We start from the raw sequence: 20,424 nt of genomic DNA on the forward strand, positions 1-20,424 counted from the left end.
GGGATTGCCAAGCCGAACATCGCGAACACGGAGGCCAATGCCATGAGTCCGACGACAAGAAAGGAAGTCCCGCCCGATCAACCGCTCGTCGACACTACGCCATACGGGTATGGCCCTGACGATTCGGTCACCGACGTCACGGAGACAGCGGCCATCACGCAGCACACCCTGAAGCTCAATGGCAAGACGCTCGCCTACACGGCACGCGCCGGCCATCTGGTGACGACGGACCCAAGCAGCGCGATGCCGGCCGCCAAGCTGTTCTATGTCGCCTTCACGCTCAATGGCGCGACCGCGTCCGCGCGTCCGGTGACGTTCTTCTACAACGGCGGCCCGGGATCGTCCTCGGTCTTCCTGCTGCTCGGCTCCTTCGGACCGCGCCGGATCCGGACCAGCATGCCCGGCTTCACCCCGCCGGCGCCGTACGGCCTGGAAGATAACGAGGACTGCCTGCTCGACCACACCGACCTCGTCTTCATCAACCCCGTCGGCACCGGGTATTCCGCGGCGGTCGCGCCGGGCACCAACAAGGACTTCTGGGGCGTGGACGAGGACGCGGGCTGCATCAGGCAGTTCATCAAGCGCTATCTGACGGTGTTCAACCGCTGGAACTCGCCGAAGTACCTGTTTGGGGAGTCCTATGGCACGCCGCGCACCTGCGTGCTGACATGGCTGCTGCATGAGGATGGCGTGGACCTGAACGGCATCGTGCTGCAGTCGTCGATCCTCGACTATTCGCAGGCGGGCAATCCCGTCGGGCTGCTTCCGACGCTCGCCGCCGACGCGTGGTACCACAAGAAGGTCACGCTGTCGCCGGTGCCCGCGACGCTGACGGCGTTCATGGACGACGTGGAAGCGTTCGCCGTCGATGCCTACGTCGACGCGCTAGCCGGTTTTCCGAAGTCCGACCCGAAGGCGCTGAAGTACCTGAGCGCCATCCTCGGCATTCCGCCGGAGGTCCTGCGCTACTGGAAACTGGACCCGTCGACGGCAAACGGCTCGGTGTTCCTGACCAGCCTGCTGCTGGATGAGGGCCTGGCCGTGGGCGCATACGACGGGCGCGTGACGGCGCAGGACACGGGCATCGCCGAATACATCGCCCCGAATTCCGGCGGCAACGATCCCACCATGACCGCCGTCGGCGGCGTCTACACGGCGATGTGGAATGTGTATCTCAATGAGGCGCTGCAGTTCACGTCGACCTCGCCGTTCATGGACCTGAACGACCAGGCCTTCCTCAACTGGAACTTCGGCCACGTCGACCCCACCGGCGCGCAACGCGGCGGCGTCGAAGACCTCTACACGGCCGGCGATCTGGCCGCGGCGATGGCGCTGAACCCCTACCTGAGGGTGTTCTCGGCGAACGGTTACTACGACGCCGTGACGCCGTTCTTCCAGACGATCCTCAATTTCCAGAACATGCCGGCCGCGCATGCGGGCGTCGCGACGACGCTGACCGTCAGGAATTATCCTTCGGGCCACATGATTTACCTCGACAATGACTCGCGCACGGCGATGAAGGCCGACCTGTCTGACTTTTATGCGGGCTTGCAGCGGCATGTGGAGGCGATCCAGGCCGCGCTGCCGGCGCCTGAGCAGCAGGCGGTCTATGCGGCGCGGTATCGGCGGCGGTTGAGCCGGACGCCGTACTGAGCGCTTGCGGGTCCGCGTGGGGGCCTGGGCCGCGAGCAATCAGGCCCGCCGCATGAGGCTGAAGCTCTACGCGCTCGGCTCCCGGTCCGACAGGCCGGCCCGGAACAATGCGAGCGGGGTGACGTCTTCGGACTCCTTGATAGCGGGAGGAGTATCAGGCATTTGTTGCAGCGCGGCTTGCCTCATCGGGCTCCATCCTGGTGCCCGAACTGCGCTATGGCGAACTTGTCGTCAATCTCCCCCAAATCCTGGGCGGAAAGACAACCCATGGCAATGTCGGGTCCACGTGCGCGAAGTCCAGACAGCCCTCAAAAGTGCCGATACCCGGGTGCTCCTGAAGCACGGAAAGCGCGACGCTGACTTGTGCAGCTCTGTTGCCGCAACTGCCGATGCCATGGTGCGAATCGGCTGGCCATATCACACGCCCTCCGGTAACGCTGCCACTCTGCAGGGTACCGTCAGCCTGCCACCATTGCCACTCGCCGCCGAGGACAGCCGCTTCAACAGTGGCGTCCTGACTCGACCGCACCGGCCCAGAGCGGTCAAGGCTGACAATCCAGAAACCACCCTGGCCGGCGCCCACCCCCTGGCACGAATCAACGAGGCTGGTGTCCGTTCCTGAGAACGTCACCGTGCCGCCATCGTTACCGTCAGTCGTGACATCGACGCCAGAAACGCAGGCCTGGTGATGGAATTCCGTGTGGGCACAGGCAGCAAACCCCAGAACGAGCATCGTCGTCGCCACCGGGCGGACCAGAGCGGTCAAATCGGGTTTCATAGCGCACCCCCCAACACGTCTATAGCTTAGGCGATATCGGCCAGCAGATCGCCGGTGTCTTTGTGGATGGGGAGGGGATTGGGAAGGCGTGGAGGCGGAGCTTGGCGCGCCTGCCAAGCTACGCCACCTCCATCCGCGAACCAGGGCGGGCCTCGGCCCGCCCTTCTCTTGCCGCGCCTGATGCCGGTTTAGCCGTGCGCGCCGTCAGTGAACGGATCGCGCCGATCCGTGACGCTCCGCGCACCTTCCGAGTAGACGTCAAATTTGCCTGCCTTGGCCCCATCGGTGTAGGGATCGCGCGGCGCGTTGATATGCGTCTTGCCGTCGGTGGAATCGACAGGCAGGTTGCTTGCATGGGCCAGGGCCGCGAACGAAGTCAATGCGGCGAGAACAACAGTGGATAGGATTTTCACGACAGTCTCCTAATGAAACAGGGGTGGCTTCCATTCGCGTTGCCGTCAGGGCTACGCTCGGTATGTGCATGTCGGGCCCGCGTCCTGGAGGCCGTTGCCCCATGCCTTCGGGTTCGTCATGCACTTGTCCAACTGCGCCGGCATTCTCTTTATTCCCTGTTCAGTTGCCCAGTTCGGTCCGAATGGCCTGCGCGAACGCGTTCACATGAACCGGTTCCGCGTCGCTGATGGCCCAGAAGTCCATGCCTTTCTGGTGCCAATGGACAATCGAGTAGCCGTCGGATGAATCGGCCACCTGGGTTGAGACGCCGCTCGCCGCCGGAAAGACATAGAGATCGATCGGGTGCTGCTGGTAGCGGTAGATCAGGACCGCTACCCTGCGATGGTCCACGTAGTCGACGCGGCCGCCAGTCAGGGGGAAGTCCCCCGTCGGCAACTGGATCACCGGCGGCGCGTAGTCGAGCCGCCCGTTGAACCAGGGCTTCACTGTGTGCTGATCGGTTGACAACACGTCCATCGAGTGTTGCGACAACAGCGCGCGGACGTGGCTGGTCACGAGTTCCTGACCCATCCCGCCGGTTCGTTGCGGCGGCACCAGCGAGAGCATGGCAAACACCACGGCGGAAACGGCGGCCCCGGCAAGACCGCCACCTGCCAGCGCCAAGGCGGGATTCATCAAGCTCACCCGCCATGCCAGCCACGACAAGCGGCGCGATTTGCGTGGCAGGCTGGCCTCCACGCGTGCGCGCAGGTACGGTGGTGCACGGTAGTGAAGCGAGCCATCGCGCAACAGATCGGTCAGCGAAGTCATCGCCTTGTCATCGTCCATGATTGGCTCCCATCGAACGGCCCGGCACGGGCACAGGGGCAAGTGGAATGCGGCCGCCCGGGCCTTGCATCTGCGCGGCGCGAACTGCAGTGCAGAGAAGGTGGCGGCCGCGCGCCAGCCGCGACATCACGGTGCCGATCGGAATGCCTGCGACGCTGGCGATATCGCGATAGCTCATGTCTTCCAGTTCGCGCAGCACAAGCACCTCGCGATATTCGACCGGGAGTTGTTCGAGCGCGCGGTGTACCAGTTGCGCATCGTCACGGCGTACCGCCAGCGTTTCGGGATCGCTGCCGATATCGTCCTCCCATCCGGGTAGCCGCTCGTCGCCATGGAGGACTTCGTCAAAGGGCGTGCCGTCGGCGGCGTCGCACCGCCGGCGCCATTCGCTGAACCACGTGTTCCTGACGATGGCAAGCAGCCAGGCACGCGCATTGCCGCCGCGAAAGGTGCTGAAGAAGCGAAACGCGCGCAAGTAGGCTTCCTGCACGATATCGTCCGCGTCGCTTGCGCTGCCGCTCAGCCAGCGTGCCAGGTTGTAGGCAGCGTCGAGATGCGGCAGCGTTACCTCCGCGAAATGGCTGGACTCGTCAGTAGCGTTCACGGTGCCCTCCTCTGTCTTGCACCTGTCCTACCGTCGGCCGCCGCGATTTATTCCGGACTACGATTCGTTCAGGAAGTCCGGAAAGACCTGCGTGAGCACCAACAGGCCGTCGGGATTGAAGTAGAAGTGCATGGTCGAGTACTGCACACTGTCCTGCGCAAAGCGATAGCTCCAGACCTTCCGCCGCATCAGCGGGAAATAGGAGGTTTCCGCGGGCTTCCCGAAGTGGACCAGCACGTCCTGCATGGTCCACTCGCCGATCCTGGCCATGCCGAACTCTTCAGCGGTCAGCACCTGCCTGACACTGACGACGCGCCCATCCGGCCCGATCTGGGCTGCCCATTTGGCTTCGCCCGGCGCGGGATAGAGCCAGCGGCGGGAACCATCCGGAAGCCGATAGACCTCGCGCGGCGCGCCAAGCGTGGCTTGCAACTCCGCCTCGCTGGCGCCCGGCGCCACGGATTGCCACGCGGGACTTGCACAGGCGAACAGTAGGGCCGATGCAGCCAGCGCCGGCAGCACCCTCGCATACCGGACGCGGTGCACCAGGCCGCGCCCGTCTGGGAATGTTGAAATCATGGTTGAACTCCGACAGTCATGGTGAAACTCGCGATCTCCCGATCCATGGCCGGCCAGGCGGCTTCGACCGCAAGATGCTGCGCGACGTTCGCGCGCCTGCGTGATGCGTGGCTTGCCACCGCAGCCACGAAGCCCGCAGGCCTGTTTCATTGGGTGACGGTGGCCTGTGCCGGTCTGGCGGCCTCGGCTGTGGTGCCAGGCGCGGTGGCGGCTTGCGCTCGATGTTTCGCATCCAGCTTCTGCAATGCCTGCTGCAGATTGTCCGGATACCGGGTTTCACCGGGAGCGGCAGGGTTGTAGCCAACGGCCTCCAGTTCCTGGAGCTCTCTCAGGATGCCGGCGCGCGTGACCTGGGGCATGTCGTTCGATGCCGCGGGTTGTGCTTGGGCAACGCCGGCAGCAAGGTAGATGGGCGACGCAATGGCGAGCGCGCGATACAGCCATTTCAACGATCTCGTTTTCATCTCATAACTCCTTGGGAGGGGAAAAAAGCGCGCCTCTGTCCTTGGCGCGCTTGCATGCATAACCAGCGGGCTGTGCGCAAAATTCCCGCCGGCCCGCGAAGCGAGTGCAAGACGCGATTGGGAATAAAGTGGGAGCCGCGGCAGTCTAGCGAATGCCCCCTTGCCAGGTGCATGAGGCAAGCGGGTCCGTGTGACACCGCCCATAGGCTCCGGTTCGGGATACGTGGAGGGCCGCGCATGTCCGGATTTCCCTCTTTTCGCCGCTTGTGGCCAACCAGCGTGCGATCCGTGCGCCTGGCAACCGGCCTGGTGCTGTTCAGCTACGTCGGCACGCACCTGCTTAACCACGCTCTCGGAAATATTTCGCTCGCCTGGCTGGAGCGCGATCTGCTGGTCCAGAAGTTCATCTGGCAGGGGTGGGCCGGCACGATTCTCCTGTACGGCTCACTGGTCACGCATTTCTTCCTGGGACTGTGGGCCCTGTACGAACGGCGCTCGCTGTACTGGACCCCCGGTGAAATGGCGCAACTGCTGCTCGGCTTGTGCATCCCTCCGCTGCTGGCCAACCACGTCGTGAATACGCGCATCGCCTTTGCCGAGTTCGGCCTGGACAAGGGCTATGCGCAGGTGCTGTACGCGTTCTGGATCGATTCCCCATTCTTTGCCCGGGTGCAGCTCGCGCTGTTGGTAGTCGCCTGGCTGCACGGGTGCTACGGCATCTGGTTCTGGCTGCGATTGAAACCATGGTTCGGCGCATGGCGGAGTGCGCTGACGAGCGCCGCCGTCCTGCTCCCGGTGCTCGCGTTGCTGGGCTTCCTGCAGGGCGGACGGGAGGTGGTTGCCCTGGCGCAGGACCCGGTGTGGCGCGCCGCCGCGATCCGGCCGGCGACCATCGGCACACGACCGCAAAATCTGTGGCTTGCCAGGCTGCGCAATGATTTCCTGCTCTTCGATGGCGGCGCGCTGCTGCTCATACTGGCCGCGCGGCTGGCGCGCAGGTTCCGGGAGCGCAGGGGTGGACGGTACGCCATCCTGTATCCCGGCGGGCGAAAGGTGCTCGCGCCGCGCGGATTTTCGGTGCTCGAGGCCAGCCGCCTGGCCGGGATTCCTCATGCCAGCACTTGTGGTGGCCGGGCCCGATGCACGCTGTGCCGGGTCCGGGTACTCAGCGACGTGCCGCTGCCAGCGCCCTCCGGGGCGGAGCGGCGTGTCCTGGAACGGCTGCGCGCGGACCCGCAGACATTGCGCCTGGCCTGCCAGTTGCGGCCGACCCACGATCTCTCGGTGTGGCCACTGGTACCGCCGGCAGCATCGGCTGCCTTCCTGCAGCGTCGTCAGCAGGATGTCATGCCACAGGAGCGCTTCGCCGCGTTCATGTTCGTCGACATGCGGGATTCGACCAGGCTCGCCGCGGCACAATTGCCGTTTGACAGCATTTTCGTGGTCAGCCGCTTCATGGGTGCGGTCTGCTCCGCGGTGGTCCAGGCTGGCGGTCAGCCGAACCAGTTTCTCGGCGACGCGGTGCTCGCAATCTTCGGCTTGAGCAGCGAACCCTCAACCGCCTGTCGACAAGCGCTTCGCGCCGTGCCGCTGGTAGCGGCCAGGATTGACGAGCTCAACGCCTTACTTCAACAGCAGTTGCAGATAGGAATCCGGTTTGGCATTGGATTGCATTGCGGCCGCGCTGTCGTGGGGCAGATCGGGTTCAGCGAACATGTCACCTTCACCGCGATTGGCGATCCGCTGAACGTGGCCTCGAGGCTTGAACAGTTGACCAAGGAGATGGCGTGCGAGGCAATCGTCTCGGATCAGGTATTCCACCATGCCGGCGTTTCGGCCTCGGACCTGCCCGGCGTGGTTGCCCGCCTGCGGGGCCGCGATGAGCCGGTACCAGTCCGGGTGCTGTCCAAGGCATCGCAAATGCCAATGCCTGCGGCCTGACGCAATGAACGATCGCGTCCGGTGCAGGGGAGCGCGCCCCTTCCGATGACGGCTGCCCCGCAAATGTAAGCGTCTGTAAATGTCGGCTGTCCGACGCACATTTCGCCATGGAGCCCGCAACCGCTTTGGTACGATCGCGCTTTTCGTCCGCGCCCCGTCACTGTGAATCGCCACCCTGTCATTGTGTTTCGTGAGCTTTGCGCACGGTGGTTCGCCCACATCTGGCCGCTGGCAGCAGCCTGCAAGACGAGATTCCGACGCCTCCTGGATAGCGCCTGGCGCCGCATTCGCCGCCCGACACGACTGGGCATCGCCCTGACGCTTGCGGCCTTGTCGGCACTCTTCCTGCTGTGCACGGTCGCACTCATCCGCTCGACGCCGGCCCTCGGCGATATCCGCAAGGCCCGCATCGACCGGCCGGCCGTGATCGTATCGGCTGACGGAAGAATCCTGGATGAACTCAAGCCGGTCAATCGCGAGTGGGTGCCGCTCCGGCAAATCTCGCCCTACGTCGTGGCGGCCTTGATCGCGACGGAAGACCGCCGCTTCTATGACCATCCCGGCATCGACTGGAAGCGCACGGCGGCGGCGGCACTGCATACGCTTTCCGGCGACCGGCAAGGGGGTTCGACGATCACACAGCAGCTCGCGCGCAACCTCTATCCCGACGATATCGGCCGCGCGCCAACGCTGCTTCGCAAGCTCAGGGAAGCCGTCACGGCCTTCAAGATCGAAGCCGTGTACAGCAAGGACCAGATCCTCGAGACCTACCTGAATACGGTACCGTTCCTGTACAACGCCTACGGCGTGGAAATGGCCGCACGCACCTACTTCGGCAAATCCGCCGACCGGCTCGATATACTTGAAAGCGCGACGCTGGTCGGGATGCTGAAAGCCAACAGCACCTATAACCCTGTCCTCAATCCCGAGCGCGCGCTGCAGCGGCGCAACACGGTACTCGGGCAGATGCACAAGTACGGCAAGCTCGGGGCCGATGCCTACGCCCGGCTCGAGCGGCAGCCGCTGCGCGTCGACTTCGCGCAGCAGACGGAGCGGCCGGGCGCCGCCCCGCATTTTTCGGCGCAGTTGCGCAAATGGCTGATCGCATGGGCGGATCGCAATGGCTACAACCTCTACGCCGATGGCCTGGTCGTGCGCACGACGATCGATTTCCGCCTGCAAGCCATGGCAACGCAGGCGCTTGGCTGGCAGACGAACCAGCTGCAATGGATCGCGGACCAGGCATGGAACGAGCGAACCGGCTGCTGGCCGGGCAATGACTTGTTCCAGGCGTTCATGCGGCAAACGTCCGACTACCGCGCCGCGCGCGAGGCTGGAAAAACAGACCGGAATGCACTGAGGGACCTCGCTTCCAACCCCGCTTTCGTTCGCGCGCTCTGCCGCAGCAAGACCCAGGTCCAGGCCGGATTTATCGCGATCGATCCGCGCAGCGGTGATATCAAGGCATGGGTCGGCAGCACCGATTTCAGTGCCGAGCCGTTCGATCACGTGCAACAGGCGCGCCGCCAGCCGGGTTCGACATTCAAGCCGTTCGTCTATGGCGCGGCGTTCGCGGGCGGCGCCCGGCCGGGCGATACCATCGTCGACCGGAACGTGGCCATCCCCCTGCCCGATCATGCCATCTGGCGGCCGACCGACGCCGAACCGCCTACCGACCGGCCGATGACGCTGCGCGACGCGCTGGCGTTCTCGCGCAACCGCATCACGGCGCAGCTCATGCAAGCGCAGGGCCCGGAGAAGGTTGCAAGCCTGGCACGGGCGATGGGCGTACGCGAGAGCCCGCTCGAACCGGTGCCTTCGCTTGCGCTCGGCACGAGCCCGGTAACGCTCAGGGAAATGGTCTCGGCATACGCCACCATCGCCAACCGTGGCAACTACGTCGCGCCGCGCATGGTGACCCGCATCGAGGACTCCCATGGCAAGGCCCTGGCCGAGTTTCCCAGCGCTGCGCCAGCCCAGGCGCTACCCGCGGGGGCCGCGCTGACGCTGGTCGACGTGATGCGCGATGTCGTCACGCGCGGCACCGGCTCGGACATCCGGTCGCGCTTCGGGATCCGCGCTGACGTGGCCGGCAAGACGGGAACGACGCAGGACAACGCCGATAGCTGGTTCATCCTCATGCACCCGCAACTCGTCGCAGGCGCCTGGGTGGGCTTCGACGATGGACGTGTCACGCTCGGCAGCTATTGGAGCCAGGGCGCGCGCAGCGCCCTGCCAATGGTGGGCGCCTTCTATGATATGGCGCTGCGCGCGAGAGCGATTGATCCCGGCGCACGCTTCAGCCCCGAGAAGCGCCCGCCTCCCGCCGCCAGGCCCCGACAGCATCGCTTCCTCTTCTGGCGGTTCTGATACTTGAGCGTAGCGCCCGGCTTCCGCCTCTTGCGCGACCTCAGGTCGCGCCGAGGCGGTCGCGGGTGCGGCGTGCGACATTCCTTGTCCAGGGAAACGCGGACCAGTACTGGTCCGCGAACGCTTCAATCTCGGCCCGATGCCTGAGAGAGAGACCGATCATGTCGAGTCCTTCGATGAACATGCGGCGGTGCCGTTCGGACAGCTGGAACGGATGCTCGCCCACGGGCGTCCTGACCCGCATGGCATCGACATCGATGGTGATGGTGTTGCCGCTGTCCGCATCGACGGCATTCATCAGTGGCTCGATGACTTCGCGCGGGAGCATCACGAGCAGCAACCGGTTATTCATCGCATTGGAGTAGAAGATCTCTCCATAGCTGGGCGCAATGACGGCCCGGATGCCGAATTGCTGCAGGCCCCATACGGCATGTTCGCGGCTCGATCCGCAGCCGAAGTTCGCGCCGCCGACCAGGATGCTCGTGCCCGCATACCCGGGGCGATTCAGCACGAAATCCGGACGCGGATTACCGCTCTCGTCGAAGCGGTGATCGTACAGGATCCCCTGGTCGAGGCCCGCCTTGTCGATGCCGCGAAGAAACTGCTTCGGGATGATCTGGTCGGTGTCGAGGTTCTCGAAGCGGATGGCGGCCGCCTTGCCGGTGATTCGGGCGTGATCAGACATTGGCAATCTCCAGCTTGCGGACGTCGGTAATCTTCCCGGTAATGGCCGCCGCTGCAGCCATGGCCGGGCTCATCAGGTGCGTAATGGCGCCGCGTCCCTGCCTGCCTTCGAAATTTCGATTGGTGGTCGAGGCACAGCGAATGCCGTCGGCCAGGACATCGTCATTCATGGCGAGGCACATGGAGCAGCCCGGTTGCCGCCATTCGAATCCCGCCGCCGTCAGGATCGCGGCAATCCCTTCACGCTCGGCCTGGGCTTTCACGGCGCCGGATCCCGGCACGACCATCGCCCGGACGCCGCTGGCCACCCGCTTGCCGCGCACGACGGCGGCCACCGCCCGGAGGTCTTCGATCCGGCCGTTCGTGCAGGAGCCGATAAAGACATGCTGGATCGCGGTGCCTTCGAGCAATGTCCCGGGCGAGAGGCGGGTATAGGAAAGCGCCCGGTCGACGGCACGCTTGTCCGCTTCGTCCATCTGGTCTTCCGGGAACGGGATACGTCCGGAGACTGGCACCACCTGGTCAGGGCTGGTTCCCCAGGTCACATGGGGCTCGATCTCACCCGCGTCGAACGCGAAATCGAGGTCGTATTCCGCTTCGGCGTCGCTCTTCAGCGTCTCCCAGTACGCTAGCGCCGCTGTGCGCTGGGCTTCGTCCATATCCGGTGCGCGGCGCAGAACGTAGTTGGTCGACACCGCATCTGGCGCAATGAGCGCGCCGCGCGCAGCCGCTTCCACCGTCATGTTGCAAAGCGTAAATCGCGCCTCGACGCTGAGGTCCCGGATTGCCGAGCCGCAGTATTCAACCACGTAGCCGCGTGCCCCCTGAGCCCCGATCCTCCCGATGATCATCAGGATCAGGTCCTTGGCCGTCGTGCCTGCGGGAAGCTTGCCGTTCACGCGAATGCGCATGGTCCTGGCCATCCGGTAGACCAGCGTCTGGGTGGCGAGCACGTGCTCGACTTCGGACGTACCGATGCCGAAGCCCAGTGCGCCCAGCGCGCCGTAGGTGGTCGTGTGGCTGTCGCCGCAAATGACCACCATGCCCGGGCGGATCATGCCGTGTTCGGGAGCGATGACGTGCTCGATGCCTTGCAGCGCATCGTTCGTATCGAACAGCGGGATGGCGTGCTTCTCGCAGTTGGCCCGCAGGTTCGTCGCCTGCAGCGACGAGGCAGGATCCGCGATCACGCGAATCTTCGTGGGGTGCGTCGGGATGATGTGGCTGACAACGGAAACGTTCTGTCCCGGCATCAACACCGCGCGGTCTTGCTCGTGCAGCCCGGCAAAGGCCTGCGGACTCGTGTACTCGTTCATCAAGTGCAAGTCGCAGTACAGCAGGACGTTATCGTCATCGATCCTGGCGACAGTGTGAGAGTCGACCAGCTTGTTGTATAGAGTTCGTGGGGGCATGGCTGCTACCATTTCAAGATTATTCGGCGGTGATGCCGCGCTGCCTGATCAACTGGGCCCACATCGGCATCTCCTGTTCGAGTCGCTTGCGGGCCGCTTCCGGCGTTGTCGGCGTCGGTTCAAAACCTTCCTTGAGCATCCGGTCTTTCGTTGCCTGCGCCGTGAGCGTGGCATTCAGGGCTGCGTTCAGCTTGTCGATCACCGGCTTGGGCGTACCGGCCGGCGCGAATACCATGAACCACGTTTCAAAGTTGTAGCCAGGCAATCCGGCTTCCGCCGCCGTCGGCACGTTCGGCAAGAGCGTCGACCGCTTCGAACCGGTCACGGCAAGCGCGGTGAGCTTGCCGGCGAGCACATGCTGCTGAGCCGCGGATACCACCGGGAAGCTCATATCGACCTGACCGGCGATCGTGTCGACGAGGGCCGGACCGCCGCCACGATAGGGAACGTGGACGATCGATACGTTTGCCACCGACTTGAACAGCTCGGCCGACATATGGAAGGTGCTGCCATTGCCCGCGGAGCCGTAAGTCATCTTGTCCGGCCTGGCTTTGGCGAGGGCGATCAGTTCTTGCAGACTCTTCGCCGGGATCTTGTTGTTGACCACCAGGACATGCTGGGCCCCCGCGACCATGCCGATGGGAGCCAGGTCCTTCCGCGTGTCGTACGGCATGCGCGGGAACAGGCCGGGATTGATGGCCAGCGAAACCGTCTGCAGGCCAATGGTGTAACCATCAGCCGGCGACTTCGCGACCGCATCCACCCCGATATTGCCGCCCGCGCCGGCGCGGTTCTCGACAACCATCGTGCCGCCGAGGTTCTTCGACCACGCATCCGATACAAGCCGGGCGGCGATATCGGCGCTGCCCCCCGGGGCGTAAGGCACGATCAGGCGAATCGGCCGCTGCGGATACGACTGCGCCGACGCAGTTCCCAGAACTGCTGCACAGGCGACAAACGCGGCAAGGCGGGCAAGGCGCATGGGGAGTCTCCTTTGAACATGTTTTTGTGCAACTGATCGTAGCACTTGCCCCCAGAATCATAATTTAGGCAAAATTCATTCTTTATTGCCTGGAGTTCATGAATGGACAGCTTCTCCGACGTTGCCTTCTTCATGGCCATCAACAGACAAGGAAGCCTCGCCGCGGCAGCGCAGGAGCTTGGCGTGACGCCATCCGCAGTCAGCAAACGCCTGCTTGGGCTCGAGGCACGCCTGGGAGTCAGGCTGTTGAACCGGACGACCCGGCGCACCAGCCTGACTCCGGAAGGCGAGAACTATCTCGTCGAGGGCGCGCGCATACTTGCCGAACTGGAGACCCTCGAGCGGTCGGTGGGCGGCAGCGGCAGCACGCCGCATGGGCTGCTCAAGATTGGCGCGACGCTGGGCTTCGGACGCCGCCATATCGCACCGGCGCTGTCAGCGTTCGCCAGCGAATTCCCGAAGATCGAGATTCAACTCCACCTCAGCGACCGGCCGTTGAACCTGACCGAACTGGGCCTGGACGCAATCGTTCATTTCGGCGAAATGCCTGACGTGCGGCTCACCTCACGGCTGCTCGCCAACAACCGCCGCGTTCTGTGCGCGGCGCCGTCATACCTGGCGCGGGCGGGCCTGCCCGGCAGTCCGCGCGATCTCGCCCGCCATAGCTGCATCTTCATTCGGGAAGCAGACGAAACCTTTGGCACCTGGCACATGCGCAGCGGCGCGCAGCAGGAGACCATCAAGGTGCGAGGAAACATGAGCACCAACGACGGCGAATCGGCGGTCGCCTGGGCGCTCGACGGACAAGGACTGGTGGTGCGTTCCGAATGGGATATCGCAGAACAGTTAAGGGCTGGAACCCTGTGCAGGGTCCTGCCGCAGTGGCAGTTCACACCGGCCGATATCTATCTGGTCTACGGCGCCGGCAAGACCCGGACCGACAGAGTCAGGGTACTCGTTGACTTTTTACTGAATCGCTTTGCGAGCCATCGGCAGGCGAAACCGGGAGCCGGCGGCGCGTGGTAGGACAGTTCGTAGCGCGTGCTGCCGCAGTCAGGATGACGCCGACTGCAAAAGCTCGTCGACGCCCGGCGGTTCTTTCGGACGGCTTTGGCTGGTTTTGTTAGCGGTGCCCTCCGCGGCGGGCGGACTTGTCGTAACGCCCTGGTGACGGAGGTGGGCCGCGACCGTCTCGCACCATTCGAGCAACTGGTGCTTGTCGAGATCCGCGACGACGTCTTCGCCGAATAGATTCGAAAGCTCTAGCGCGACGCCGGTGAATTCGGCGCCGTCATCGCGAATGGTCAAGATGCCGTCGCCATCGTGGTCGTACATCTCAATTCTTGTGGCAGACATATCCCTTACCTCCTGAGGCTCCCTGACCGTCACTTGGTTCGCTCGCGTCATCCCAGGCGCTCCTGCCTTGGCGGTTCGCCTGGACTTGCGCCTTCTATGCTAGAAGATCGGCCACCCTGCCACCAAGGGAGACAAACCTGTGCAGGGGTCGTCACTAGGCGCATTTATTCGGCGCGCGCGGGCGAATCTGTCAGTGCCTCGTGGCACGCGATCATCCGCGGCAAAGGAGAAGCCATGGAAAAGATCCCAAAAGCCACAGCGCTATTCGTCGCCGGCTTTGGCCCGATTGTCATCGAAGCCCAGGCAAGCCGCGAGCTCTACGGCCTTGCCTTCGGCATCCCCTTCAAGGAAGAGAAGGGAGGATACCTCCATACGGAGAGCCTGAAGGGCGCAAACACTTTTGCGTTGTGGCCGCTCGCGCAGGCTGCGCAATCGTGCTTCGGCAGCGGGTCGTGGCCTGCCGATGTGCCCATCCCGCAAGCCTGGATCGAGTTTGATGTCGACAGCGTCGAAGCGGCTACGGCGGAACTGGAATCACGAGGGTATCGGATGCTGGTCAGGAACCGGCGCGAACCGTGGGGCCAGACCGTCAGCCGCTTCATCGGGCCGGAAGGATTGCTGGTCGGCATCACGTTTACGCCATCGATGCGGGGAGAGAACGTTGCGGCGTAGAAGGTGTGCGTCGATGATGAAGGGGGCTTTGTGGTGGTGACTGGCTTGTCGTGCTTGGCACGACAACCCCATCCTTCCCCATTCCCCCCGCAATCCGGCAAAGAACCAAAAAATGGCCACCAGGCATACCGAGCCAGCCGCCGGACCCCGAAAGGTATCGCATAGTCGGTTTCCAGCGCTGGCTGGCTTAATCGTCAAGATCCCACATCTGGTGAAGATCAAGACTGAGCCGGCTCCCGGCTTCCAACGCATCGACCCGCGCAAGCCGTTCGGCGAGCAAGGCCTCGGCAAGGCTGCGGCGCACCGCGAGCAGTTCCGCCAGGCCGGACTCACCCGCGCGATAGGCGCGCGTCGCGCGATCCGATGCAGTGCGTTGCAGGCTCACGGCCTCGGCCTGAGCCTGCGCCGACGAGCGCCTGCCAAGCAGGTTGCGGTACTGCACATCGAATTCCGTGCCAAGCCTGCGCTCGGCCGCCATGCGGCTGCGTGCGGCCGCCTCGGCGTCCGCGGCCGCCGCCGTGGCCGCCGCGCGGCGATGATCGCCGCCAAGCGGCATGGCGACGCTGACGCCAAGGATGCGCTCCGCCCCGCCCCGCTCGATCGTGACAAACATGCCGACCGTCGGATCAGGCTTGCGCTCCAGATCCGCCCGGGCCGCATGCCGCTGCGCCTGCGCTTCCTGCGCCATCGCCAGCCGGTACTCATGGCTGCCCCGGACGTAGTCCGTACGCAGTGCCTCGGGCGCTTCGGGGGGCACCGGAGGCAGCCGTGCATCCGGCGGGGAGCCGGGCTCTCCCAGCCCCGGATACCGCCCATGCAATTCGGCCAGCGCCGCCTGCTCGGCCGCGGAGGCCGTCGCGAGCGCGGCCTGCGTGCGGGCCTGATCCGACGCGGCCAGTTCCCCGTCGAGCCGCGCCGCGTCCCCCGCCTGAATGCGGCGGGTGGTCATGGCGACCAGTTCCCCGGCTGCCCGGGCATTTTCCTGCGCGGCCACGCGAGCCTGTCCGGCACGCATCGCGGCAAACCACAGCGCCAGGATCTGGCGCGACGATTCGTGCCGGGCATCCATGACCGCAAGGTCGCCGGCTTCGGCGGTCGCATCGGCCAGCCGCGCATCGGCGTCAGCCTTGCCCCACAGCCGCAGGGGACGTTCCACCGCGATCTGCCCTTCAGGGAAACGCTGCGAGGGCTCACGGACGCTGCGGCCCTGGCCAATCGCCCGCACCACCGTCTCGGCCGTGCCGGCACGGATCCCGACGGCACGCGCGAGCGTGGCATCCCGCCGTGCCTCGGCGGCCATCACATCGGGCGAGCCGGCGATGGCTTGCCGCACGGCCTCCTCGGCGGGCAGATAGTCGTGCGCGCCGCCAGCCTGCGCGGCAGCACTCCAGATCGCCATCGCGCCCACCGTTGCCGCAAGGGCGACAGACACCTTGCGCGTCATTGCATCTCTCCCTGTCGGATGGCGGGCCGCTGTCCTGGCAGGCCAAAACGCTCGTACAGCAGCGGCAGAAGCAGCAGCGTCAGCGCCGTCGAGGAGACCAGCCCCCCAGAGACAACAATGGCCAGCGGGCGCTGGATCTCGGATCCGGGCCCGCTTGCGAGCAACAGCGGTATCATGCCCAGCGCCGTGATGCAGGCAGTCATCAGAACGGGGCGCAAGCGGTCCCGCACGCCCGTCCGGACGGTCTGCGCAATGTCGAGCCCGGATTCCAGCAGCGTGTTGAAGTGCGACACCAGGACGACCCCGTTCAGCACCGCGATGCCGAGCAGCGCGATAAAGCCGACCGACGCTGGAACCGACAGGTATTCCCCCGACAGGCGCAATGCGGCGATGCCGCCTACCAGCGCGAACGGAATATTCGCGATCACCAGTACGGCCTGACGCACCGACCGGAATGTCAGCATCAGCAGGAAGAAAATCGCTGCCAGGGCCATCGGCACGACCAGAGCCAGGCGTGCCGCGGCTCGACGCTGGTTCTCGAATTGCCCGCCCCAGACGATACGCAGGCCTTTGGGAAGCGTCTTGAGACCGGCGACTGCCGACTGCGCCTCCTGGACGAAGCCAGCCAGGTCGCGGCCTTCCACGTTTGCCTGGATCACGGCGAACCTGGCGCCGTTCTCATGATTGATCCGCACGGGGCCGTCCACCCGCTCGAGGCTTGCCAGCGACGTCAATGGCCATGCCTTGCCGTCCGGCGCCGTAACCAGCAGGCTGGCAAATGCCTCGGGCGCCTGGCGCAATGCCGCGCCGCCACGCAGGATCAGCGGCGTGCGCACGATCCCCTCCGGCACCACGCCGATGCGGTCGCCCTCCACCAGCGCGCGCAATTGCGCCTGCAAGGCGTCTCCGGTAAAGCCCGCCTGGCCCGCGGCGGCACGGTCTATCGACACTTTCAGGAATTGCACGCCGCTGTTGCTGGGCGCAATCACATCGGCCGCCCCTTTGATGCCGCGCACGGTCGTCGCGATGATCTGTGCCGCCGCGTCGATGCCCGCGAGGTCGCTGCCGAAGAGCTTGATGGCAACGTCGCCGCGCGTGCCCGTCAGCATTTCCGAGACACGCATCTCGATCGGTTGCGTGAAGCCGTAGATCACCCCCGGAAAGCGCTCCATCGCGCGCCGGATTGCCTCGGCAATATCATCCTTGCTGCCACGCCACTGGTCCTTGGCCTTCAGCACCAGGAAGGTGTCGGTCTCGTTCAGACCCATCGGATCCAGGCCCAGGTCGTCGGAACCGGATCGCGCCACGATGGAACGGATTTCCGGGACTTCTTTCAACAGGGCCTGCTGTACACGCTGGTCCAGATCGAGCGAGGCCGCGAGCGACACGGACGGCGCCTTCTGAAGCTGCACGATCAGATCGCCCTCGTCCATGGTCGGCATGAAGGTCTTCCCCACGGACAGGTACAGCAGGGCTGCCCCGGCCAGCGCCACGCCCGCAGCGCCGAAGACGGTGCGGCGGTGCGTCGCGCTCCAGTCCTGCATCCGGGCAAAGCCGGCCGATACCTTGCGCATCAGCCAGGGAGGCTCGTCGGCATGCGAGAGCAGCAGCCACGAAGCCAGTGCCGGGACCACCGTGAATGCAATCACCACCGAGGAAGCCAGTGCCATCACGATGGTGAGTGCCACCGGCGCGAACAGCTTGCCCTCGAGACCCTCCAGCGACAACAGCGGCAGGAAAACGATGGCGATGATGGACACACCGGCCAGCATCGGCGGGGCCACGGTTGCCACCGCGTGGCGAATCGCCGCGCCGCGCAGCGCCTCGCCGGTCTGGTGCGCTTCGGCGCGTGCCAGGGCCGTTTCGATGTTCTCGACGACCACCACGGCTGCATCCACCAGCATGCCCAGCGCGATCGCCAGGCCGCCGAGGCTCATCAGGTTCGCGGTGAGCCCGGCGTAACGCATCAACAAGAAGGTGGCAAGCATCGACAGCGGCAACGTAGCCGCCACAACCAGCGCAGCGCGCACGCCGCCAAGAAACAGGTACAGCGTGATCACCACCAGCACGCCGGCCTCGGCCAGCGCGCGGACTACGGTATTCGCCGCGCGCGTCACCAGCTCCCCGCGGTTGTAGAAGATGCTCGTCGACATGCCCTTCGGCAGACTCGGGGCCAGTTCGTCCAGCCGCGCCTGTACCGCCTGCACCAGCCTGCGCGCATCGGCGCCGCGCAAGCCCAGCACGAGCCCTTCCACCGCCTCGCCCCGCCCGTCCTTGCTGACCGCGCCGTTGCGCGTGGCTTCGCCAAGCCGCACGGTGGCCACATCGCCTACCGTCACCGCTGGCGCGCCGGAAAGATCCTGCGCAGCCTCCACGACGATGGCGCGCAAGTCATCGAGCCCGCGTATGCCGCCTTCCACGCGCACCACCCAGTGCTCGTCGCCACGGTCGAGGCGGCCCGCGCCGTCGTTGCGGTTGTTCTTGTCCAGCGCCTGACGCAACTGGTCCAGCGTCACGCCGCGCGCGCGCAGGCGGGACGGATCGGGAATCACCTCGTAGCTTCGCACCTCGCCACCGAGCGCGTTGACGTCCGCCACGCCCGGCACGGTACGCAGGGCCGGCCGGATGACCCAGTCGAGCACGCGGCGACGCTCAGCTAGCGAGTAGTCATCGCCCTCGATGGTGAACATGAACATCTCGCCCAGCGGCGTGGTAATCGGCGCCAGGCCGCCCTCGGCGGTCGAAGGCAGATCCCGCGCGAGGCCGGCGAGCCGCTCCGAGACCTGCTGGCGCGCCCAGTACACGTCCACGCCTTCCTCGAAATCAATTGTGACGTCGCTGATGCCGTACTTGGACACGGAGCGCACGATGGTCTTGTGCGGGATGCCGAGCAGTTCCTGCTCGATCGGCGTCGAGACGCGCTGCTCCACCTCCTCCGGCGTCATGCCCGGCACCTTGAGCACCACCTTGACCTGGGTCGGGGAGATATCGGGAAAGGCGTCGATCGGCAGGTTCACATAAGCCCACACGCCCGCGGCGGCCAGTGCGCAGGCGGCAAGCATGACCAGCACGCGCTGGCGCAGGGAAAAATCGATCAGGCGGGCAAGCATCACTGGTCTCCCGCCATCAGGCCCTTCAGCGCGCCGATGCCCGCGACGGCCACGCGCGTCCCCGCGGGCAGGTCGCCGCGGACCACGGCATTGGCTTCGTCCGTGCTCTCCAGCGTTACAGGCTGGAATCGGAAGCCCTTGTCCGTGGCGACGAACACGCCTGGCGTACCCTGCAGGTAGGCCACGGCCGCCGCCGGCACGCGCACCCGTCCGGGCATGCCCTTCCCTTCCCGGCTGCGCAGCTTCAGCGTGACGTTGACGCTCTCGCCCGCGCGCAGGTCGCCACGGCGTTCCAGCGACGCGCGCACCCGCATCCCGGACGTGCCATCGCCGGCCGGTGCGACGCCAACCACAATGCCGGCCGCGCCGCGCCGCGCGACTTCCACGCGCTCACCCGGGGACGGCACCGGAATATCGCGGCCCACGAGGAGATCCAGTTCCAACGCATCCGGATCGACAATCCTGAACAGCGGCGACGCGCCTTCCACGCGCGCGCCAGGCACGGCGGCTACCTCCGACACGACGCCCTGGTGGCTCGCCACAAGCTGGGCTGCGTCGCCCGTTCCGGAAAAGACGACGCCCGCCGACGCCATTTCCGCACGCCGCGCCCTGGCCATGGCGGCGGCCTCGGTGGCCCGGGCCTGCGTTGCCTGCCAGCGGCTGGCAGCGATGATGCCGTCCTCGTAGAGCGACTGGTCGCGCACCAGGGCCTGCTGCGCAAGGCGGGCCTGCGAGTTCGCTTCCGCCAGCGCGCGCCTCGCGTCGAAGAGTTGCGGACTCAGGAAGCTGGCCAGCGGCTGGCCTGGACGCACGGTCTGCCCGATGGCTACCAGCACACGCGGCACGATGCCCGGGTAGGGTGCCGCCACGACATACTGGGCATCGGGCTTGAATACGACCCTGGCGTGCGTGCCAACGTCGAGGGTTTCGGCGGCGGAGACCGCGCTGGTGCGCACCCCAAGGGCGCGCGCGTGCTCGGCGGACAGCGGCACCGCCTGGGTCGCGGCCTGCGCGGCAGCGATGTGCGAAAACGACAAGCAGGTCAATGCAATCCACGCACGGACCTTATAAAGGTGTCTGAATGACATTCCTGACTCCAACATGCAGAGAGCACGCCCACCATAGACGGCGGC

Annotated in this window: 18 protein-coding genes; 5 read left to right on the plus strand and 13 right to left on the minus strand. The window is 65.5% G+C overall.

Annotation, left to right across the window (positions count from 1 at the left end):
- The first annotated feature begins 42 nt into the window (after positions 1-42).
- Positions 43-1,653: a peptidase S1 gene (locus CupriaWKF_RS29540; RefSeq protein ID WP_276101961.1), complete on the plus strand. Its 1,611-nt coding sequence runs from the start codon at positions 43-45 to the stop codon at positions 1,651-1,653.
- Between the two features lie 214 nt (positions 1,654-1,867).
- Here the strand turns inward: CupriaWKF_RS29540 and CupriaWKF_RS29545 are convergent, their stop codons facing one another.
- The 6 genes from CupriaWKF_RS29545 to CupriaWKF_RS29570 all read right to left on the minus strand — a co-directional run bounded on the left by CupriaWKF_RS29545 (position 1,868) and on the right by CupriaWKF_RS29570 (position 5,320).
- A complete protein-coding gene (locus CupriaWKF_RS29545; RefSeq protein ID WP_276101962.1) occupies positions 1,868-2,431 on the minus strand; it encodes a hypothetical protein in 564 nt (187 codons plus the stop codon).
- Between the two features lie 188 nt (positions 2,432-2,619).
- Positions 2,620-2,844, minus strand: a complete 225-nt coding sequence (locus CupriaWKF_RS29550; protein WP_276101963.1) for a hypothetical protein — start codon at positions 2,842-2,844, stop codon at positions 2,620-2,622.
- A 160-nt stretch (positions 2,845-3,004) separates the two neighbouring features.
- Complete coding sequence (locus tag CupriaWKF_RS29555) at positions 3,005-3,673, minus strand: anti-sigma factor (protein WP_276101964.1); 669 nt, start codon at positions 3,671-3,673, stop codon at positions 3,005-3,007.
- Positions 3,663-4,277, minus strand: coding sequence for an RNA polymerase sigma factor (locus CupriaWKF_RS29560; protein ID WP_276101965.1), 615 nt, complete (start codon positions 4,275-4,277; stop codon positions 3,663-3,665). The genes CupriaWKF_RS29555 and CupriaWKF_RS29560 overlap by 11 nt, the downstream gene beginning before the upstream one ends.
- A 57-nt stretch (positions 4,278-4,334) precedes the next feature.
- Entirely contained in the window at positions 4,335-4,856 is a 522-nt protein-coding gene (locus tag CupriaWKF_RS29565; RefSeq protein ID WP_276101966.1) for a dethiobiotin synthetase, read from the minus strand.
- 146 nt (positions 4,857-5,002) lie between these two features.
- Complete coding sequence (locus CupriaWKF_RS29570) at positions 5,003-5,320, minus strand: DUF4148 domain-containing protein (protein ID WP_276101967.1); 318 nt, start codon at positions 5,318-5,320, stop codon at positions 5,003-5,005.
- 309 nt (positions 5,321-5,629) lie between these two features.
- On the opposite strand from CupriaWKF_RS29570, the gene CupriaWKF_RS29575 reads away from it, so the two are divergent.
- Positions 5,630-7,261, plus strand: a complete 1,632-nt coding sequence (locus CupriaWKF_RS29575; RefSeq protein ID WP_276101968.1) for an adenylate/guanylate cyclase domain-containing protein — start codon at positions 5,630-5,632, stop codon at positions 7,259-7,261.
- Positions 7,262-7,423: 162 nt separating this feature from the next.
- Complete coding sequence (locus CupriaWKF_RS29580) at positions 7,424-9,631, plus strand: transglycosylase domain-containing protein (protein ID WP_276101969.1); 2,208 nt, start codon at positions 7,424-7,426, stop codon at positions 9,629-9,631.
- A 40-nt stretch (positions 9,632-9,671) separates the two neighbouring features.
- Here the strand turns inward: CupriaWKF_RS29580 and leuD are convergent, their stop codons facing one another.
- From leuD to CupriaWKF_RS29595, 3 genes are read right to left on the minus strand one after another with little or no spacing between them, the layout of a single operon-like run.
- On the minus strand, positions 9,672-10,316 hold the full coding sequence (gene leuD, locus CupriaWKF_RS29585; protein ID WP_276101970.1) for a 3-isopropylmalate dehydratase small subunit: 645 nt from the start codon (positions 10,314-10,316) through the stop codon (positions 9,672-9,674).
- The gene (gene leuC, locus CupriaWKF_RS29590; RefSeq protein ID WP_276101971.1) at positions 10,309-11,727 is read right to left on the minus strand and encodes a 3-isopropylmalate dehydratase large subunit; all 1,419 of its coding nucleotides are present in this window, start codon (positions 11,725-11,727) and stop codon (positions 10,309-10,311) included. Before leuC ends, leuD begins: the two co-directional genes overlap by 8 nt.
- A gap of 19 nt (positions 11,728-11,746) precedes the next feature.
- Positions 11,747-12,709, minus strand: a complete 963-nt coding sequence (locus CupriaWKF_RS29595; protein WP_276101972.1) for a tripartite tricarboxylate transporter substrate binding protein — start codon at positions 12,707-12,709, stop codon at positions 11,747-11,749.
- 102 nt (positions 12,710-12,811) lie between these two features.
- Here CupriaWKF_RS29595 and CupriaWKF_RS29600 point away from each other — a divergent pair, with 102 nt between their 5' ends.
- The gene (locus CupriaWKF_RS29600) at positions 12,812-13,735 is read left to right on the plus strand and encodes a LysR family transcriptional regulator (protein ID WP_276101973.1); all 924 of its coding nucleotides are present in this window, start codon (positions 12,812-12,814) and stop codon (positions 13,733-13,735) included.
- A gap of 27 nt (positions 13,736-13,762) precedes the next feature.
- On the opposite strand, the gene CupriaWKF_RS29605 is transcribed toward CupriaWKF_RS29600, so the two are convergent.
- Positions 13,763-14,044 (minus strand): hypothetical protein, encoded by a 282-nt coding sequence (locus tag CupriaWKF_RS29605; RefSeq protein ID WP_276101974.1) that lies wholly within the window; start codon positions 14,042-14,044, stop codon positions 13,763-13,765.
- A gap of 255 nt (positions 14,045-14,299) precedes the next feature.
- Between CupriaWKF_RS29605 and CupriaWKF_RS29610 the strand changes: the two genes are divergently transcribed.
- Positions 14,300-14,737, plus strand: a complete 438-nt coding sequence (locus CupriaWKF_RS29610; protein WP_276101975.1) for a VOC family protein — start codon at positions 14,300-14,302, stop codon at positions 14,735-14,737.
- A gap of 187 nt (positions 14,738-14,924) precedes the next feature.
- Here the strand turns inward: CupriaWKF_RS29610 and CupriaWKF_RS29615 are convergent, their stop codons facing one another.
- The 3 genes from CupriaWKF_RS29615 to CupriaWKF_RS29625 are packed head-to-tail and all read right to left on the minus strand — an operon-like array spanning position 14,925 to position 20,379.
- Complete coding sequence (locus tag CupriaWKF_RS29615) at positions 14,925-16,181, minus strand: TolC family protein (RefSeq protein WP_276101976.1); 1,257 nt, start codon at positions 16,179-16,181, stop codon at positions 14,925-14,927.
- Positions 16,178-19,291 carry a CusA/CzcA family heavy metal efflux RND transporter gene (locus CupriaWKF_RS29620; RefSeq protein WP_276101977.1) on the minus strand — a complete coding sequence of 1,038 codons (3,114 nt, stop codon included), beginning with the start codon at positions 19,289-19,291 and terminating at the stop codon, positions 16,178-16,180. The genes CupriaWKF_RS29615 and CupriaWKF_RS29620 overlap by 4 nt, the downstream gene beginning before the upstream one ends.
- Positions 19,291-20,379, minus strand: coding sequence for an efflux RND transporter periplasmic adaptor subunit (locus tag CupriaWKF_RS29625; protein WP_276101978.1), 1,089 nt, complete (start codon positions 20,377-20,379; stop codon positions 19,291-19,293). Before CupriaWKF_RS29625 ends, CupriaWKF_RS29620 begins: the two co-directional genes overlap by 1 nt.
- Between the last annotated feature and the right edge of the window lie 45 nt (positions 20,380-20,424).

Origin of the sequence: Cupriavidus sp. WKF15 (assembly GCF_029278605.1) — a bacterium.
Lineage (GTDB): Bacteria > Pseudomonadota > Gammaproteobacteria > Burkholderiales > Burkholderiaceae > Cupriavidus.

Bases quoted from the DNA above. Each gene is read 5' to 3' on its own strand.
- CupriaWKF_RS29615 (WP_276101976.1), bottom strand. From the start codon at position 16,181: ATGACGCGCAAGGTGTCTGTCGCCCTTGCGGCAACGGTGGGCGCGATG.
- CupriaWKF_RS29620 (WP_276101977.1), bottom strand. From the start codon at position 19,291: ATGCTTGCCCGCCTGATCGATTTTTCCCTGCGCCAGCGCGTGCTGGTC.
- leuC (WP_276101971.1), bottom strand. From the start codon at position 11,727: ATGCCCCCACGAACTCTATACAACAAGCTGGTCGACTCTCACACTGTC.
- CupriaWKF_RS29625 (WP_276101978.1), bottom strand. From the start codon at position 20,379: ATGTCATTCAGACACCTTTATAAGGTCCGTGCGTGGATTGCATTGACC.
- CupriaWKF_RS29565 (WP_276101966.1), bottom strand. From the start codon at position 4,856: ATGATTTCAACATTCCCAGACGGGCGCGGCCTGGTGCACCGCGTCCGG.
- CupriaWKF_RS29600 (WP_276101973.1), top strand. From the start codon at position 12,812: ATGGACAGCTTCTCCGACGTTGCCTTCTTCATGGCCATCAACAGACAA.
- CupriaWKF_RS29555 (WP_276101964.1), bottom strand. From the start codon at position 3,673: ATGGACGATGACAAGGCGATGACTTCGCTGACCGATCTGTTGCGCGAT.
- CupriaWKF_RS29545 (WP_276101962.1), bottom strand. From the start codon at position 2,431: ATGAAACCCGATTTGACCGCTCTGGTCCGCCCGGTGGCGACGACGATG.
- CupriaWKF_RS29610 (WP_276101975.1), top strand. From the start codon at position 14,300: ATGGAAAAGATCCCAAAAGCCACAGCGCTATTCGTCGCCGGCTTTGGC.
- CupriaWKF_RS29605 (WP_276101974.1), bottom strand. From the start codon at position 14,044: ATGTACGACCACGATGGCGACGGCATCTTGACCATTCGCGATGACGGC.
- CupriaWKF_RS29540 (WP_276101961.1), top strand. From the start codon at position 43: ATGAGTCCGACGACAAGAAAGGAAGTCCCGCCCGATCAACCGCTCGTC.
- leuD (WP_276101970.1), bottom strand. From the start codon at position 10,316: ATGTCTGATCACGCCCGAATCACCGGCAAGGCGGCCGCCATCCGCTTC.
- CupriaWKF_RS29595 (WP_276101972.1), bottom strand. From the start codon at position 12,709: ATGCGCCTTGCCCGCCTTGCCGCGTTTGTCGCCTGTGCAGCAGTTCTG.
- CupriaWKF_RS29570 (WP_276101967.1), bottom strand. From the start codon at position 5,320: ATGAAAACGAGATCGTTGAAATGGCTGTATCGCGCGCTCGCCATTGCG.